This is a genomic window from Streptosporangium sp. NPDC003464, assembly GCF_053588315.1.
Map to the genome: position 1 here is coordinate 1 of NZ_JBSFPS010000006.1, position 15,020 is coordinate 15,020.

Annotated in this window: 13 protein-coding genes; 8 read left to right on the forward strand and 5 right to left on the reverse strand. The window is 70.7% G+C overall.

Going from position 1 to position 15,020, the window contains the following annotated elements; genetic code table 11:
- Both ACWDS7_RS02420 and ACWDS7_RS02425 read right to left on the reverse strand, forming a co-directional pair.
- Positions 1-247 (reverse strand): hypothetical protein (locus ACWDS7_RS02420; protein ID WP_451927759.1); only part of this gene is annotated, 247 nt, incomplete at its 3' end.
- Between the two features lie 281 nt (positions 248-528).
- Entirely contained in the window at positions 529-1,275 is a 747-nt protein-coding gene (locus ACWDS7_RS02425; protein ID WP_451927760.1) for an SAM-dependent methyltransferase, read from the reverse strand.
- A gap of 521 nt (positions 1,276-1,796) precedes the next feature.
- Here ACWDS7_RS02425 and ACWDS7_RS02430 point away from each other — a divergent pair.
- Positions 1,797-3,359, forward strand: a complete 1,563-nt coding sequence (locus ACWDS7_RS02430; protein ID WP_451927761.1) for a glycosyl hydrolase family 18 protein — start codon at positions 1,797-1,799, stop codon at positions 3,357-3,359.
- Between the two features lie 176 nt (positions 3,360-3,535).
- Here ACWDS7_RS02430 and ACWDS7_RS02435 read toward each other — a convergent pair whose 3' ends face one another.
- From ACWDS7_RS02435 to ACWDS7_RS02445, 3 genes are all read right to left on the reverse strand, one after another.
- Entirely contained in the window at positions 3,536-4,189 is a 654-nt protein-coding gene (locus ACWDS7_RS02435; protein ID WP_451927762.1) for a class I SAM-dependent DNA methyltransferase, read from the reverse strand.
- Between the two features lie 160 nt (positions 4,190-4,349).
- The gene (locus ACWDS7_RS02440; protein ID WP_451927821.1) at positions 4,350-5,039 is read right to left on the reverse strand and encodes a DUF4097 family beta strand repeat-containing protein; all 690 of its coding nucleotides are present in this window, start codon (positions 5,037-5,039) and stop codon (positions 4,350-4,352) included.
- A 109-nt stretch (positions 5,040-5,148) separates the two neighbouring features.
- Positions 5,149-5,442, reverse strand: coding sequence for a putative quinol monooxygenase (locus ACWDS7_RS02445; protein ID WP_306862414.1), 294 nt, complete (start codon positions 5,440-5,442; stop codon positions 5,149-5,151).
- Between the two features lie 196 nt (positions 5,443-5,638).
- Here ACWDS7_RS02445 and ACWDS7_RS02450 point away from each other — a divergent pair, with 196 nt between their 5' ends.
- The 7 genes from ACWDS7_RS02450 (at position 5,639) to ACWDS7_RS02480 (ending at position 15,018) form a co-directional block, all read left to right on the forward strand.
- Entirely contained in the window at positions 5,639-7,075 is a 1,437-nt protein-coding gene (locus ACWDS7_RS02450) for an MFS transporter (protein WP_451927763.1), read from the forward strand.
- Between the two features lie 39 nt (positions 7,076-7,114).
- Positions 7,115-8,695: an FGGY family carbohydrate kinase gene (locus ACWDS7_RS02455; protein ID WP_451927764.1), complete on the forward strand. Its 1,581-nt coding sequence runs from the start codon at positions 7,115-7,117 to the stop codon at positions 8,693-8,695.
- Complete coding sequence (locus ACWDS7_RS02460; RefSeq protein ID WP_451927765.1) at positions 8,692-10,365, forward strand: glycerol-3-phosphate dehydrogenase/oxidase; 1,674 nt, start codon at positions 8,692-8,694, stop codon at positions 10,363-10,365. The genes ACWDS7_RS02455 and ACWDS7_RS02460 overlap by 4 nt, the downstream gene beginning before the upstream one ends.
- Entirely contained in the window at positions 10,362-11,924 is a 1,563-nt protein-coding gene (locus ACWDS7_RS02465) for an FAD-binding oxidoreductase (protein WP_451927766.1), read from the forward strand. The genes ACWDS7_RS02460 and ACWDS7_RS02465 overlap by 4 nt, the downstream gene beginning before the upstream one ends.
- Before the next feature lie 16 nt (positions 11,925-11,940).
- Positions 11,941-12,552 carry a glycerol-3-phosphate responsive antiterminator gene (locus ACWDS7_RS02470; RefSeq protein WP_451927767.1) on the forward strand — a complete coding sequence of 204 codons (612 nt, stop codon included), beginning with the start codon at positions 11,941-11,943 and terminating at the stop codon, positions 12,550-12,552.
- A 397-nt stretch (positions 12,553-12,949) separates the two neighbouring features.
- The gene (locus ACWDS7_RS02475) at positions 12,950-13,801 is read left to right on the forward strand and encodes a DMT family transporter (protein WP_451927768.1); all 852 of its coding nucleotides are present in this window, start codon (positions 12,950-12,952) and stop codon (positions 13,799-13,801) included.
- Positions 13,802-13,896: 95 nt separating this feature from the next.
- Complete coding sequence (locus ACWDS7_RS02480; protein WP_451927769.1) at positions 13,897-15,018, forward strand: alcohol dehydrogenase catalytic domain-containing protein; 1,122 nt, start codon at positions 13,897-13,899, stop codon at positions 15,016-15,018.
- Positions 15,019-15,020: the final 2 nt, after the last annotated feature.

The following is a 15,020-nucleotide window of genomic DNA, read 5'->3' on the forward strand; positions in this document are numbered from 1 at the left end:
GCTGGGCGGGGTTGCCGGCCACCACCGCGCCGCCCTTGACGCGCAGCCACTCCTTGCCCTCGGTCCCTTGGTTCCCCACCCAGCATTGTCCGTTTTTATCCAAGAAGAAGCCCGTCTGGCCGATCGCGGGGTTCACACCGGAACCCGTCGGACCGAAATGAATGAGTCCACCGTCGTTGCCCTGAAGCATTCCCGCGATCTTGCCGATCGTCGTACCCACAGAGAGCGCGGTCTTCACCCAGTCCATGATGAATCCCTTTGACATGCGATTTTTTCGGCTACAGCATGACAGCGATTCCATTTACTCGCGAATTTCATGCCTCATATGTGACCGAAGGCTTCCCTCCCGAGTCACCGTAACCTTCGGCACCATATGAGCCGAAAATATCAGCGCCGTCCGCGTTTTACGGATGGCCCGCGCGGCTCACTCTTTCTGATTTTGGTAAGATTTTTCCATCTATGCCCGGAGTCGCCATAGCAGGCCCCGGCCAGTCCGAATGTCGCCGGGCCCAGTGCCGGGAGCGGTTGTCAGCGGTGGATCAGGGCGAAGACCCCCCAGCCCACGTATTCGCGTTCGTAACGCGCGTAGTGGGCGGGAGCTTCCGAGAGTTCGGCCCGCAGGTCGGCGGCCAGTCCGTCGTCGGGGTTGCGGTCGAGCCAGCGGCGGATGTTGAGCCACTGCGCCGCCCTGTAGCGGTCCCAGCTGTCCTGATCGGCGAGCACCATTTCGACGACGTCGTAACCCAGTTCTCCGAACTGCTCGATGAGCTCCGGGAGCAGCCGGAGGTCGTCTCTGTCGCGGACGCGGCAGGCCTCGACGGCATGCTGGTCAGGAGGGTCCTGACGCCAGTACGGCTCACCGATCAACATCGTGCCGCCCGGCCGGAGGCTGCGGTTCAGCAGTTCGACCGTGCCGGCCGGACCACCGCCGATCCAGGTCGCGCCGATGCACGCCGCGAGCTCGACGGGTTCTTGCGCGACGTAGCCTGAGGCGTCGCCGTGGATGAAGCTCACCCGGCCGGCGACGCCCAGCTCGACCGCGCGGGCACGCGCGTTCCCGGTGAACACCGTGCTGATGTCCACCCCGGTCCCGGTGATCTGATGGGCCTGGGCCCAGGTGCACAGCATCTCGCCCGATCCGCTCGCGAGGTCGAGCACGCGCGTTCCGGGCTCCAGGCGCAGCGCCCGCCCCAGAGTGGCCAGCTTCTCGCTGGTGAACGGGTTGTGGATGCGGTGACTGCTCTCGCGGATGGTGAAACTACGAGAAAGGTCCACTGACGGGATTCCTTACGTCCGTTGAGGTCATGGCGTTCGCGGATGACGGCCGGTCGCAGCGGGCCGCCGGTGCCTGGAACCTCATGAGATGCACCCCGATCAGGACGTGGGAATCTTGAGCCCTGTGAAGATAGGACGCCACAGGTCATCACGTCTATCGGTTATGCGCACGCGCCGAGCGCGATGATCACTGCCTGCCTGGCGGCCGCCCTCCTGCGGCCGGTCTCCCGTACGGGGCCGGGGGCGGTCGACGGCCACTCCGGGCCGAACGGCCACGCCGTACCCCTCCCGCAAGGGGTCCGCGAGGTGCCGAGAGGGTTGTCGCTGGTGAGAGAGTTATTTGTTAAGAAACTTGACAGTGATGCCGTTGGTCCCGACCATGTAACCACGCGGATCCGTGCACTCATCCAGTAGCTCGCTGGCGGGCGAATCCACCGGCCTCGCCAGTGCGCCATCACCCGTACCCTCACCCCCCTCGATCGGCGCGGAGGCTCCGATCGCTCCTGGTCCGGGAGACCCGCATGCGAAACCGAACATCGCGTCTGCTGACGCTGGCAGTGTCGCTACTGCTGGCGGCCGTGGGCGCCCTCATCGCCCAGACGCCGGCCAGCGCGGCCAACCTGCTTGTGAATCCCGACTTCGAGACCGGAGCCCTCTCGCCCTGGACCTGCGCCGGCGGGCTGGGATCGGTGGTCGATTCCCCCGCCCGCTCCGGCACGAAGGCGCTCGCCGGCGCGGCGAGCGCCTCCGACACCGCCCAGTGCAGCCAGTCCGTGGCCGTCCGGCCGAGCACCGCCTACACCCTGACCGCCTGGGTCCGCGGCAACTACGTATACCTGGGCGTGAACGGCGGCGGATCCACCTGGACCTCATCGGCGACGGCGTACACGCAGCTCACCGTCCCCTTCACCACCGCGGCCAACCAGACCACCGCCGTGATCTACCTGCACGGCTGGTACGGCCAGGGCACCTACTACGCCGATGACGTGAGCTTCGACGGCCCCGGATCCTCGCCGTCCCCCACGCCCACCCCGACACCGACGCCGACACCGACCCCCACCCCGACACCGACGCCAACCCCGACCCCAACGCCCACGCCCACGCCCACGCCCACGCCCACGCCAGGGACGACGTGCCCGGTGAAGTCGAGGCCGGCGGGCAAGGTCCTCCATGGGTACTGGGAGAACTGGGACGGCGCGTCGAACGGTGTGCACCCGCCGCTCGGCTGGATCCCGATCACCGACTCCCGCATCCAGGCCCACGGCTACAACGTGATCAACGCGGCGTTCCCGGTGATCCGCTCCGACGGCACCGCCCTGTGGGAAGACGGCATGGACTCCACCGTCAAGGTCGCCACCCCGGCCGAGATGTGCCAGGCCAAGGCCGCCGGTCTGACGATCCTGATGTCCATCGGCGGAGCGACCGCCGGCATCGATCTCAGCTCCAGCACCGTCGCCGACCGCTTCGTCGCGACCATCGTGCCGATCCTCAAGAAGTACAACTTCGACGGCATCGACATCGACATCGAGACCGGTCTCAGCGGCAGCGGCAACATCAACCAGCTGTCCGCGTCCCAGGCCAACCTCATCCGCATCATCGACGGCGTGCTCGCCCAGATGCCCGCCAACTTCGGCCTGACCATGGCCCCCGAGACGGCGTACGTCACGGGAGGCAGCGTCACCTACGGCTCGATCTGGGGCGCGTATCTGCCGATCATCAAGAAGTACGCCGACAACGGCCGCCTCTGGTGGTTGAACATGCAGTACTACAACGGGAGCATGTACGGCTGCTCCGGTGACTCCTACTCCGCGGGAACGGTTCAGGGATTCACCGCCCAGACCACCTGTCTGGACAAGGGGCTGGTCATCCAGGGCACCACGATCAGGGTCCCCTATGACAAGCAGGTCCCCGGCCTGCCCGCCCAGCCCGGAGCGGGAGGCGGCTACATGTCGCCCTCCCTGGTGAGCCAGAGCTGGAACGGCTTCAACGGCAACCTCAAGGGCCTGATGACCTGGTCCATCAACTGGGACGGGTCGAAGGGCTGGACCTTCGGCGACAACGTCAGGAGCCTGCAAGGTCGCTGACCGGTGTGCCCGTCCGGGCCTGCCGGTACGGACCCTGTCGGCACGCTGCCCCGGCCGCGCACGGGCCGGGGCAGCGTGCGCGGCCCCCGCCGTGGACGGGCTCGCCTGCCGACGGGCTCTCCTACCGGCGGGTTCACTTGCCGGTGGGCTCTCCTACCGGCGGGCTCGCCTGCCGGTTACGCCGGTCCGGGCTTGCGGGCCAGGAGGCAGACGTACGGCCTCTTCCGGCCCTCGCCGGGCTCCTCCAGCAGCCGCGCGATGACGACGAGCCCGGCCTCGGCGAGCAGCTCGGTGAGGCGGTCGGGCGGCAGCAGGTAGGAGCCCAAGGACACTGGGTGGCCGTACGCCTGCTGGAGATGCAGGCGCTCGTCGCCGACATGGGTCCCCAGCAACAGGTGGCCGCCCGGTGCCAGCGTCCGCTGGAACTCGGCGAACACCACCGGCAACTGCTCCGTCGGGACGTGATGGGTGGAGTACCAGGCGACGATGCCGCCCAGTCCGCCGTCCTTGAGATCCAGCGCGGTCATCGAACCCTCGTGGAAGCGCAGGCCGGGGTGCCTCCGCCGGGCCACCTCGACCATCTTGGGCGACAGGTCGACGCCGAACACCGGCACTCCCAGCGTGTTCAGATGCGCCGCCACGTGTCCGGGCCCGCACCCGACATCGGCGACCGGCCCGTCTCCGGCGGCTTGCACGAGTTCGGCGAACGCGGCCAGCATCGCGCGGGTCAACGGCATCGACGCGAGCGCGTCTCCGTAGCGTTCCGCGTAGTCGACGGCGACGGTGTCGTAGGACGCCCGAGTGTCGGTCAGGTAGGAGGGTTCGGTCACGCGGATCACCGTAGCCCGTTGCCCGTGGTCCGGCGCGTGTCGCAGACCCCGGCCACCGGGCGCCGGACCCCGGACCCCTGCCACCGGCCACCGGACGCCGGACGCCCGATCACCGTAGCCCGTCACCGGGCCCCGGCACGGTCGGCGCGGGGACGGGACCCTAGGCGGGCAGGACCTTCGCGTCGCCCGCAACGGTGGTGATCGAGATCCGGTGCTTCGAGGCCGAGTTGTCGGTGACCTTCACCGCCACGTCGCCCGTGACCGCGTCCGTGGTCACGTTGTAGGCCCCGTCGGGGACGTAGACGATGCCGTTGCCACTGGCGGTCTCCATCTCGACGTCGTCGGGCTTGGCCGTGTACCTCAGCTCGATGTCACCCGAGACCGTCTCGCCGATGAACTTCTTGCCGCCCAGTCCGCTGGCGACGATGTTGCCGGAACTGGTCGCCGCCTCGACCACCCCGGACAGGGTATGGAGTGTGATGTCGCCCGCCCGGTTGTCCACCTTCACATGCAGGCCCTTGGGTACCTCCACCCGGTAGTCGACGCCGCACGAGCCCCAGTCCGACTCGCACTGGTAGGACACGACCAGCGCCTCTCCCTCCACCCGGTGCTCCGTCTTCGGCTTGTCCCCACGCCAGTAGAGAGTCTCGACGACCCGGATCCCGGTCCTGTCCTTCTCGACGACCGTGATGTCCCCCGTCCGGCCCCGGACGTCCAGCTTGGCCACCCGGTCCTCGACGTCGTAGGAGATCTCGTCCCGCGCGGAGGCCTTCCCGAGGTCCTGCAGACCGCATCCGGTCAACAACGCGCAGGAGGCCAGCAGCGCTCCGGCGGCGATCACGTTCTTCATCCTCACGACGAAGATCCTCCCTCCCGGCCGGGTGGCCGCGCATCGGGGGATCCCCTGAGAGAACCCCCAGGGGACCCCCGACCGGCGGGCGGCTGGCGGCGGGATCGGGTCAGGGGTCGAGAGGCTCGTAGGCGACGACCTCCCGGGAGGCGAGGCGGGCCAGGCAGTCGCCGACGACGTGCTTCTGGAAGTGCTCGGAGGCGCGGTGCGCCTCGAAGGCCGCGGCGTCGACGTACTGTTCGTAGATCATGAACCGCCGGGGGTCGTCGACGGAGACGTGGGCCTGGTAGACGAGATTGCCCGGCTCCCGGCGGGACAGCGGGGTGATGGTCCGGATGATGTCGGCGACGGCGTTCTCCTCTCCGTCACGGGCGGTCCAGACGGCTTGCACGACATAAGACATGGTGTGCGACTTTAGGGTTAATGTCCTTGATTGTCACATTTGGGTCATGACCCTTGACATAACGGACATGCATAAATAACGTCCTGTTAACCGACAGGCACAGACGAAGACATCCCTGTCAGTGGTCTTCGTCTGTGCTTTTTGTCGTTCCTGGACCGCTGGCAAGGGATTCAACCCCCCTGAAAGGCGGCTGGGCATGGACGACGGCCCCGCGACCACAAGAACAGCAGTCATCCGCAACGCGGGAGACGCGGCCGATCTCATCGACACTCTCAAGACCTTGGGCGGCAGGGCGAACTGGATCTGGTTCCTCGCCCTGGCAGGTCTGTTCCTGGACGCCTACTCCAACGCGGCGCTGGGGGCCGGCCTGTCCCCCATGGTCAAGCAGCTGAACCTGTCACCCGCGCAGGTCGGCCTGCTCACCGCGATGGCCCCGGCGATCGCGATCGTCTCCAACCCCTTCGGCGGCTGGCTCGCCGCGCGGATCGGCCGGATCAGACCGCTGCTGATCACGAAGGTCGTCTTCGCGCTCGGCGCTCTGCTGACCGCGGCCGGCTCGGACTTCCAGACGGTCTTCGCCGGGCGGGCCCTGGTGGGCGTCGCCTACGGCATGGACTTCGCCGTCGCCATGGCACTGCTCGCCGAATACACGCCCGCCTCCCTCAAGGGCAGGCTCAACTTCTGGCAGGGCGTCTGGTACACCGCGACGACCATGAACCTCCTGCTCACCCTGGTGTTCTACAAGTTCGACGTCGGCGCCGACATCTGGCGCTGGTCCGTCGGCTCCGCGGCCGTCTTCGCGCTCGCCCTGTTCGTGCTGCAGCTGACCTTCCTGGTGGAGAGCCCCACCTGGCTGGCGTCCAAGGGGCGTCTCCGGGAGGCCGTGGCGAACCTCCGCCGGATGTACGGGTTCGCCGCGCAGGAAGGGCCCCAGGAGGACGGGCAGTCCGGGAAGCCGGCGCACCAGGTCGGGTTGCGGGACGCGGGCGTGCTCTTCCGCAAGCCCTACCTGCCGCGGACCATGCTGTCGACCGTCATCTCCCTCACCCAGGCCATGCAGTACTTCGCCGTGGGCTGGTATCTGCCGGTGATCAGCCTTGAGCTGTTCGGCAAGGAGTTCGAGAAGGCGACCCTGGGTTCCATGGCGTTCAACGCCGTCGGCATCATCGGCGGCTGCCTGTCGGCCTACGCCGGCCGCCGGCTGGGTCTGCGGATCAGCTCCATGCTCGGGTACGCCATGGTGTTCGTCGCCCTGCTGGTCATGGGCGCGACGTTCAAGGAACTTCCGATCGCGCTGGCCGCCATGCTGCCGGTGCTGTTCATCTTCTTCCACTCCGCCGGCCCCGGTCCCAACGGCAAGTCGATCGCGGCGCTGTCGTACCGCAGCGACATCCGCACGCTGGGCACCGGCGTGACCGGCATGCTCGGCAGCCTCGGATCGGTCGCGGGCCTGTACCTGTTCCCGCAGCTCCAGGCGGGCCTCGGGGTGGGCACCAGCCTGATGCTCCTGTCGGTGGTGCCGCTGGTCGGCCTGCTCACCTGCGTGGCGATCAAGTGGGATCCCACCCGCGTGGCGGTGAACCTGGAAGAAGAGACGATCCACCTCCAGCAGCGCAAGCCGGTGTCGGCCTGAACGGTGTCCGGCTCGGACACGATGAAAGGACCTTCTCGGATGACCGGAGAACGCCGCCGCGGCGTGCTCAGCATCGATGAGGGCACCACGGGCACCCGTGCCGCCGTCGTCCTCGACGACGGCGGCACGGCACCACCCGCCTACCTGCCCATCTCGGTCTGCTCGCCTGACCATCTGCGCGTCGAACAGGACGGGACGGAGATCTGGGTGAACACCGTCCAGGTCTGCCGTGAGGCGCTGGACTGGGCCTCCGCGCACGGGGTGGAGATCACCGGAGTGTCGATCTCCACCCAGCGCGCCACGGTGCTGTTGTGGGACACGGTGACCGGCGTGCCGCTGAGCCAGGCCGTGGTGTGGCAGGACCGCCGCTACGCCGCCCGGCTGCGGGAGTGGGAGCCGGAGTGGGACGCGCACCTCGTCCAGCACACCGGCCGGCCGGTCGGCTCCCGGGCGCCGCTGCTGTGGGCGGCGGAGGAGCTCACCCGGAACGAGGCCGCCGGCCGGGCCCACGACGAGGGCCGGCTCGCCTTCGGCTCGATCGACACCTGGCTGGTCTGGAAGCTCACCGGCGGGGCGCGCCATGTCATGTCCGCCACGAACGCCGTGGCGACGGGCGCCTACGACCTGCGGACGGGGGACTGGCACGGGCCGTGGGTGGACTTCCTCGGCTGCCCGCGCGACCTGCTGCCGCGGATCGTGGACGAGGACGGCGACTTCGGCGTCACCGACCCGTCGGTCCTCGGCGTGCGGCTGCCCATCCTGTCCGTCATGGGCGACCAGCACGCGGCGATGATCGCGCTCGGCGCCCACCGGCCCGGTCAGGCCATGTGCGTCCACGGGACCGGCACGTTCCTCGACGCCGTCGCGGGCGACCGGCCGCCCGCCCACCTCCGCCAGGTGCCGGGGGTGCTCACCCTGGTCGGCTGGCGGTCCGCGGGCGCGTCCGTGTTCAGCCTGGAGGGGTACGCCCCGACGACCGGCTCCGCGATGCGCTGGCTGTGCGAGGAGATCGGGCTGTTCGAGTCACCGGCCCAGCTGGCCGAGCTCGCCCGCGAGCACACGGGGCCGACCCGGGTCCGGTTCCTGCCCGCGCTGGCGGGGCTGCGGACCCCGGTCTGGTCGCCGGAGGCCACCGGGATCCTCACCGGGCTCAGCCTGTCCACGACCCGGGCGGAGCTGGCGCGCGGCATCCTCGACGGCTTCGCGCACTCGGTGTGCGACCTGCTGGAAGGCGTGGAGGGGGCCATGGGCCGGCCGGTCACCGACCTGTTCTGCGGCGGCGGGCTCGCCACCAGCGACGTGTTGATGTCCAGCCAGGCGGATCTGATCGGCCGGCCCGTACGGCGCGCCCGCGACAACGGGACCGCCAGCCTCCGCGGCACCGCCTACCTCGGCGGCGTGCGGACCGGGCTGTGGCCGAGCCTCTCGGCGGCCGTCGCCGGGCTCCGGACCGCCCCCGTCTTCGAACCCACCCTGTCAGACGCCGGGCGCCAGGAGGCCCGCGCCGAATGGCGCGACCTGCTGGCCCGCCACATCACCCCCGCCGACCACGGCGCCCGGCCGCAGAGGCCCGGGGCCCGCGGCGCCGAACCCGATTCACAGGAGGAATCAACGTCGTGATCCGGCTTCCCGAACGTAAGGCGAGATCAGAGACGAAGAGCGCCATCCGGCGCACCGCGCTGGAACTCGACCGCCAGGAGCAGATCGAACGGCTCGCCTCCCAGCACGTGGACGTCCTCGTCGTCGGCGGCGGCGTCACCGGCTGCTACACCGCGCTGGACGCCGTCACCCGCGGCCTGACCGTGGCGCTCGTGGAGCGGGACGACTTCGCGTCGGGCACCTCCTCCAAGTCGTCGAAGATGGTGCACGGCGGCCTGCGGTACATCGAGCAGGGCAACCTGCCGCTGGTCCGGCGTTCGCTGCTGGAGCGGCAGCGGTTCCGCCACAACGCGCCGCACCTGGTGCAGCGGCTGCCGTTCGTCTTCCCCGTCCTCGCCCAGGACGGCGTCTTCGACGCGCGCATCGCCAAGGCCTTCGAGGGCCTGCTGTGGACCTACGACCTCGCCGGGGGATGGCGCATCGGCAGGCTCCACCAGCGGCTCAGCGTGCCCGAGGTCCTCGCCCGCGCCCCACGGCTGCGCGCCGACCGGCTCAAGGGCGGGCTGCTCTACTACGACAGCCGCACCGACGACGCGCGCCTGACCCTGACCATCGCGCGGACCGCCGCGCACTTCGGGGCGACCGTGCTCAACGGCGCCGCCTGCCGCGGCCTCGTCCGCGAGGGCGGCAGGGTGCGCGGCGCGACCGTCGAGGTCGACGGCCGTGACATCGAGGTGCGGGCGAGCGTCGTGATCAATGCCACCGGAGTCTGGTCGGACACGCTCGACGCCCTGTCGGACCCCGGCCACCGGCCTCGGATCCGCCCCGCCAAGGGGGTGCACATCGTGGTGCCGTGGACCCGGCTGCCCATCGACGGCACCGTGACCGTGCCCATCCCCGGCCGGGCCCGCCGTGCGACCTGCACCCGCTGGGGGGACGTGGTCGTGGTCGGGACGACCGACACCGACTACGAGGGCTCCCTGGAGGAGGTGCTGTGCACCCGGGAGGAGATGCAGTATCTCCTCGACGGGGCCAACACCGCCTTCGACGCCGACCTCACCCCGGACGACGTGGTCGGCTCGATCGCCGGGCTCCGTCCCCTGGTCGGCGGCAAGGAGGGGGCCACCCTCGACATGAGCCGCGACCACCGCATCTCGACGGACGCGCACGGGCTCGTCACCGTCACCGGCGGCAAGCTCACCACCAGCCGCCACATGGGTGAGCTCGTGGTCGACGAGGCCCTGAAGGTGCTCGGCCGCCAGGCCCGCTGCCGTACGGCGCGCCTCCCCCTGCTGGGCGGCGCCGGCTACGACACGGAGGCCACCTCGGCCACCGGGGGGCTCGGCGCCCACCTGGGGGAGCGGTACGGCACCGAGGCCCGCTTCGTCGCCGACCTCTTCAACGAGGATCCGTCCCTCGTCGAGCCGATCATCGAGGGCACCGCCCACCTGCGGGCCGAGGTGGTCTACGCGGCCCGGTGCGAGCTGGCGCGGACCGTCGACGACGTGCTGTCCCGCCGCACCCGGATGCGGGTGTTCGCCCGGGACCTGTCGGTCAAGGCGGCCCCGGAGGTCGGCCGGCTGCTCCAGCGGGAGCTCGGGCTGTCCGACGACGAGGTCGCCCGGCAGGTCGACGACTACATCTCCGGCATCGACCGGGAGAAGACCGTACTGATGGAGGGACTTTCATGATCAGCAGGCAGACCATCACCCATCCGTTCAACCGGGGCGACTACGTCGTCGGCGCCCCCACCCCGCCGCGCTGGGCCGCCGACTGCCCGCCCGGCGCGGGAGAGGCCAGTCTGCAGACTGCCGTGGTGGAGGTCCCCGACACGGTCGTCGCCGAGCTGCGCGCGGTCGCCGCCGCCGTGCACACCGACCGGGACGAGGTGATCCTGCGCACCCGCGACTGGTGGGCGGGCACGTCCATCGGGGAGACGGACGGCAACCCCGCCACCCCGGACGCCGTGATCGTCGAGGCGTCCGACGAGGAGCAGGTGGCCGCCGTGGTCCGCGTCTGCCGCGCGCACGGCATCCCCCTGACGGTCTCGGCCGGCCGCAGCAACGTCCTCGGGGCCGCCCTGCCGGTGTTCGGCGGGGTCGTGCTGGACGTCTGCCGGCTCAACCAGATCATCTCCTTCGACGCCGAGTCGATGATCGTCGAGGTGCAGGCGGGCATGTTCGGCGACCTGTTCGAGAAGGAGCTGCAGGAGGTGCACGGCGCCACCACCGGGCACTGGCCGTCCGCCTTCGCCATCTCCACGGTCGGCGGCTGGGCCGCCTGCCGCGGCGCCGGCCAGCTGTCCACCCGGTACGGGAAGATAGAGGACATGGTCGTCGGCCTGGACGTGGTCCTCCCGGACGGGAGCACCGCCAGCTACGGCACCTATCCCCGGGCCGCCGTCGGCCCGGACCTCCGCCAGCTCTTCATCGGCTCCGAGGGCACCCTGGGCGTGATCACCCGGCTGCGGTTGCGGACCCACCGGCTGCCCTCCTACGCGACGGGCCTGGCGTACGGGTTCGACACGTTCGCCGCGGGTCTGGACGCCTGCCGGGAGATCCTCCAGCGGGGCGCGACCCCCGCGGTGCTGCGCCTGTACGACGCGCACGAGAGCGGCACCCATTTCGGCGAGCCGGGCACCAACCTGCTGCTCATCGCCGACGAGGGGGACCCGGCGCTGGTGGACGCGGCCATGGCGGTGGCCGAGGAGGTCTGCGGCGAGCGGGCGTCGGTGACGCTCGACGGCGACGCGCTCCTCGCCCGCTGGCTGGACGAGCGGATGCTCGTCGGCAAGTCCGGTGACGGTTTCGCCAAGGGTCCCGGCTTCGTCGCCGACACCTGTGAGATCGCCGGGCCGTGGTCGTCGCTGCCGGCGATCTACGACGAGGTGGTCGCGGCCATCGAGGCGGTCCCGGGGACGCTGCGCGCCTCCGCGCACCAGTCGCACGCCTACACCGACGGGGCCTGCCTGTACTTCTCGCTCCGCGGTGACGTGGAGCGGCCCCGCCGCCGCGAGTGGTACCGGGCCGCCTGGGACGCCGCCAACGAGGTGCTCATCCGGCACGGCGCCGCGATCAGCCACCATCACGGTGTCGGACTGCTGCGCTCGCCGTACGTGGAGCGCTCGCTGGGCAGCGGCTTCGGCACCTGGGTGGCTATCAAGCAGGCCCTCGACCCGACGGGGATCATGAACCCCGGGAAGCTGGGGCTGCCCGACCGTTTCAAGGCCGGTACGTCCGACCAGGGCTAGCACATAAGGTGGATTGGTGAACCATCGTCCAAAACGTCCCGTTGACCGGCGCCTGCTGGCCGCGCTGGCGGAACATCCCGTCATGGCGTCGCTGGTCGGTGTGGAGATGGCGGACCGGTTCACCACCACCTCGACCCCGCTCGGCATCCTCGCCTCGGTCCCGCTCGGCGACCTGACGGAGACGGTCCGGCGGACCGTCGCCGCGGGCAAGATCGTGTTCGTCAACATGGACTCGACCCCCGGTCTGGGCCACGACCCCGGAGCCCTGACCTACCTCAAGGGGATCGGGGCGATCGGGATCTGTTCCACCCGCGCGGCGATCATCGAGCGGGCGAGCAGTCTGGGCCTGCTGGCCATGCAGAAGGTGTTCGTCACCGACCGCTCCAACCTGCACCGCAGCCTCCAGTCCATCGCCCGCTCCCGCCCGGACCTGGTCCAGCTCATGCCCGCCGTCGTGTTGCGCTACATGGAGCAGCAGGCCAGAGCGCTCGGCGTGCCGTATCTGGCGGCCGGGTTCGTCCAGGACGAGGCGGACGTGGTCGAGGCACTCCACCACGGTGCCGCCGGGGTCTGCACCTCGGACGAGGAGCTGTGGGGGCTGCGCCGCTCGGCCCTGCGCGCCTCCTGAGACACCTCCCGGCCCACCGGCCCACCCGTACCGCCCCGCCCTGACGCGCGGGCGGGTCCGCGTGACCCCAGATCACGCGGGGCGGGTCTGTGTGGCCTCGGCCGCCGCATGAGCGTGATCCGCCGGCGGCCATCCGCAGTGAGCAGTCTCCGCACGGAAGGACGACTCGATGACGCCGGTAACGCCGGATCTGTCCGGACCGCGCCCTGGGCCGCCGCCGGCGGCTCCCGGGGTACCACCCGGCGGCACGGACAGGACCGCGCCCGGTGACACGGACGGGAGCGCACCCGACGACACGGACAGGACCGCGTCCAGCGACACGGACAGGAGCACGTCCGGCGGCACGGACGGGGCCGCGTCCGTGCCGGAACCGCCGGCGGGCGGGCGCCCACGCCTGATGGCGGCCGCCCCTGCCGTGTTCGTCGTGCTCTGGAGCAGCGCGTTCATCGCCGGCATTCCGGGAGTCGCGGCCGCTCCGCCGCTGCTCCTGATGTTCGCGCGCTTCGCCCTGGCCGGGGTGCTGCTCGCCGGGTACGCCCTGATCACGCGCGCGCCCTGGCCACGCGGCCGGGCCCTGGCGCACATCGCCGTCTCCGGTCTGCTCATCCAGGCCGTCCAGTTCGGCAGCTTCTACACCGCGCTCGGCATGGGCTTCCCGGCGGCCGTCGTCTCCCTCGTCCAGGGGCTCAACCCTGTCGTCATCGTGCTGGCCACGCGCTTCCTCGGCGAGAGGGTCACCGGGCGGCAGGGACTCGGCTTCGCCCTCGGCGCGGCCGGTGTGATGCTCGCCGTCGCCGACCGGGTGAGCCTTTCGATCTGGGGCGTGGTGCTGTGCCTGGTCGGGCTGTTCGGCCTGAGCGCCGGCACCCTCTACCAGAAGCGTTTCGTCCCGCGCATGGACGTCCGCACCGGGACCGCCGTGCAGCTTCTCGCCAGCGCCCCGGCGGTCGGGCTGGCCTGCCTGGCCGTCGAGACCCCGCGGGTGTCGGACTGGGCGGCGTTCGGCGGGTCCGTGGCCTGGATGGTGCTGGTCAACTCCATCGCGGCGTTCATCCTGCTCAACATGATGCTGCTGCGCTCGTCCGCCAGCCGGGTCAGCACGATGTTCTTCCTGACGCCCTCGGTGACGGCGGTGCTGGCCTGGCTGCTCGTCGGCCAGTCACTGCACCCGCTCGCCGTCGCCGGGCTCGTCCTCGGCGGCGCCGGCGTCCTGCTCGCCAATCACCGGCCGGCACAGGATCAAGGGTGAACGGCCTGCTCCTGTCCCCGGCGGCTCCACCCGCGCGCGTCTGCCCGAGAAACCGATGTCGAACAGAACCCCGAACCCCCCGGAGAGGTGATGTGATGAGAATCCGCGGAGCCGTCCTCGAAGAGATCGGCCGGTCGCGCCCGTACGCCGAGTCCCGGCCGCTGTCGGTCTCCGAGCTCGAACTGGACCCGCCCGGCCCCGGCGAGCTCCTCGTCAGGATCGAGGCGGCGGGCGTGTGCCACTCGGACCTGTCGGTCGTCGACGGCAACCGGGTGCGCCCGGTCCCCATGCTCCTGGGGCACGAGGCGGCCGGCCTGGTGGAGCAGGTCGGCGCGGGCGTCGATGACGTCGAGGTCGGCCGGCGGGTCGTCATGACCTTCCTGCCTCGCTGCGGCGGGTGCGAGGGCTGTGCCACCGACGGGGTGACGCCCTGCGTCCCCGGAAGCGCGGCGAACAACAGGGGAGCGCTGCTGGCCGGCGGCGTCCGCCTGCGCCGGGACGGCGCCGAGGTCCTGCACCACCTCGGGGTCTCCGCCTTCGCCACCCACGCCGTCGTCGACCGGCACTCGGTCGTCCCGGTGGGCGAGGACGTCCCTCCCGAGGTCGCCGCGATCCTCGGCTGCGCCGTGCTCACCGGCGGCGGCGCGGTCATCAACGTCGGCAGGCCCTCCGCCGGTCAGACGGTGATGGTCGTCGGGCTCGGCGGCGTCGGCATGGCCGCGCTGATCACCGCCCTCGCCTTCGACGGCGTCACGGTCATCGGCGTCGACGGCAACCCGGACAAGCTCGTCACCGCACAGGAACTGGGCGCCCACGCGGTGTACCGCCCCGCCGAGGTCGTCGAGCTCGGGATCAAGGCGCCGATCGTCGTCGAGGCGGCCGGGAACGCCCGGGCCTTCGAGACCGCGGTCACCGCGACCGCGCCCGGCGGCCGCACCGTCACCGTGGGGCTCCCCGCGCCCGACGCCCGAGCGTCGATCTCGCCGCTCGGGCTCGTGGCGGAGGGACGGACCATCGTCGGAAGCTATCTCGGCTCGGCGGTCCCCGCCCGCGACATCCCCGTCTTCGCCCAGATGTGGCGCGAAGGCAGGCTCCCGGTCGAGGCGCTGGTGTCGTCGAGGATCCGGCTCTCCGCCGTGAACGAGGCGATGGACCAGCTCGCCGACGGGACCGCCATCCGCCAGGTCATCGTGTTCGACGACGCCGACGGCCGGTAGAC

Bases quoted from the DNA above. Each gene is read 5' to 3' on its own strand.
- ACWDS7_RS02430 (WP_451927761.1), top strand. From the start codon at position 1,797: ATGCGAAACCGAACATCGCGTCTGCTGACGCTGGCAGTGTCGCTACTG.
- ACWDS7_RS02440 (WP_451927821.1), bottom strand. From the start codon at position 5,039: ATGAAGAACGTGATCGCCGCCGGAGCGCTGCTGGCCTCCTGCGCGTTG.
- ACWDS7_RS02445 (WP_306862414.1), bottom strand. From the start codon at position 5,442: ATGTCTTATGTCGTGCAAGCCGTCTGGACCGCCCGTGACGGAGAGGAG.
- ACWDS7_RS02450 (WP_451927763.1), top strand. From the start codon at position 5,639: ATGGACGACGGCCCCGCGACCACAAGAACAGCAGTCATCCGCAACGCG.
- ACWDS7_RS02455 (WP_451927764.1), top strand. From the start codon at position 7,115: ATGACCGGAGAACGCCGCCGCGGCGTGCTCAGCATCGATGAGGGCACC.
- ACWDS7_RS02465 (WP_451927766.1), top strand. From the start codon at position 10,362: ATGATCAGCAGGCAGACCATCACCCATCCGTTCAACCGGGGCGACTAC.
- ACWDS7_RS02475 (WP_451927768.1), top strand. From the start codon at position 12,950: ATGGCGGCCGCCCCTGCCGTGTTCGTCGTGCTCTGGAGCAGCGCGTTC.
- ACWDS7_RS02480 (WP_451927769.1), top strand. From the start codon at position 13,897: ATGAGAATCCGCGGAGCCGTCCTCGAAGAGATCGGCCGGTCGCGCCCG.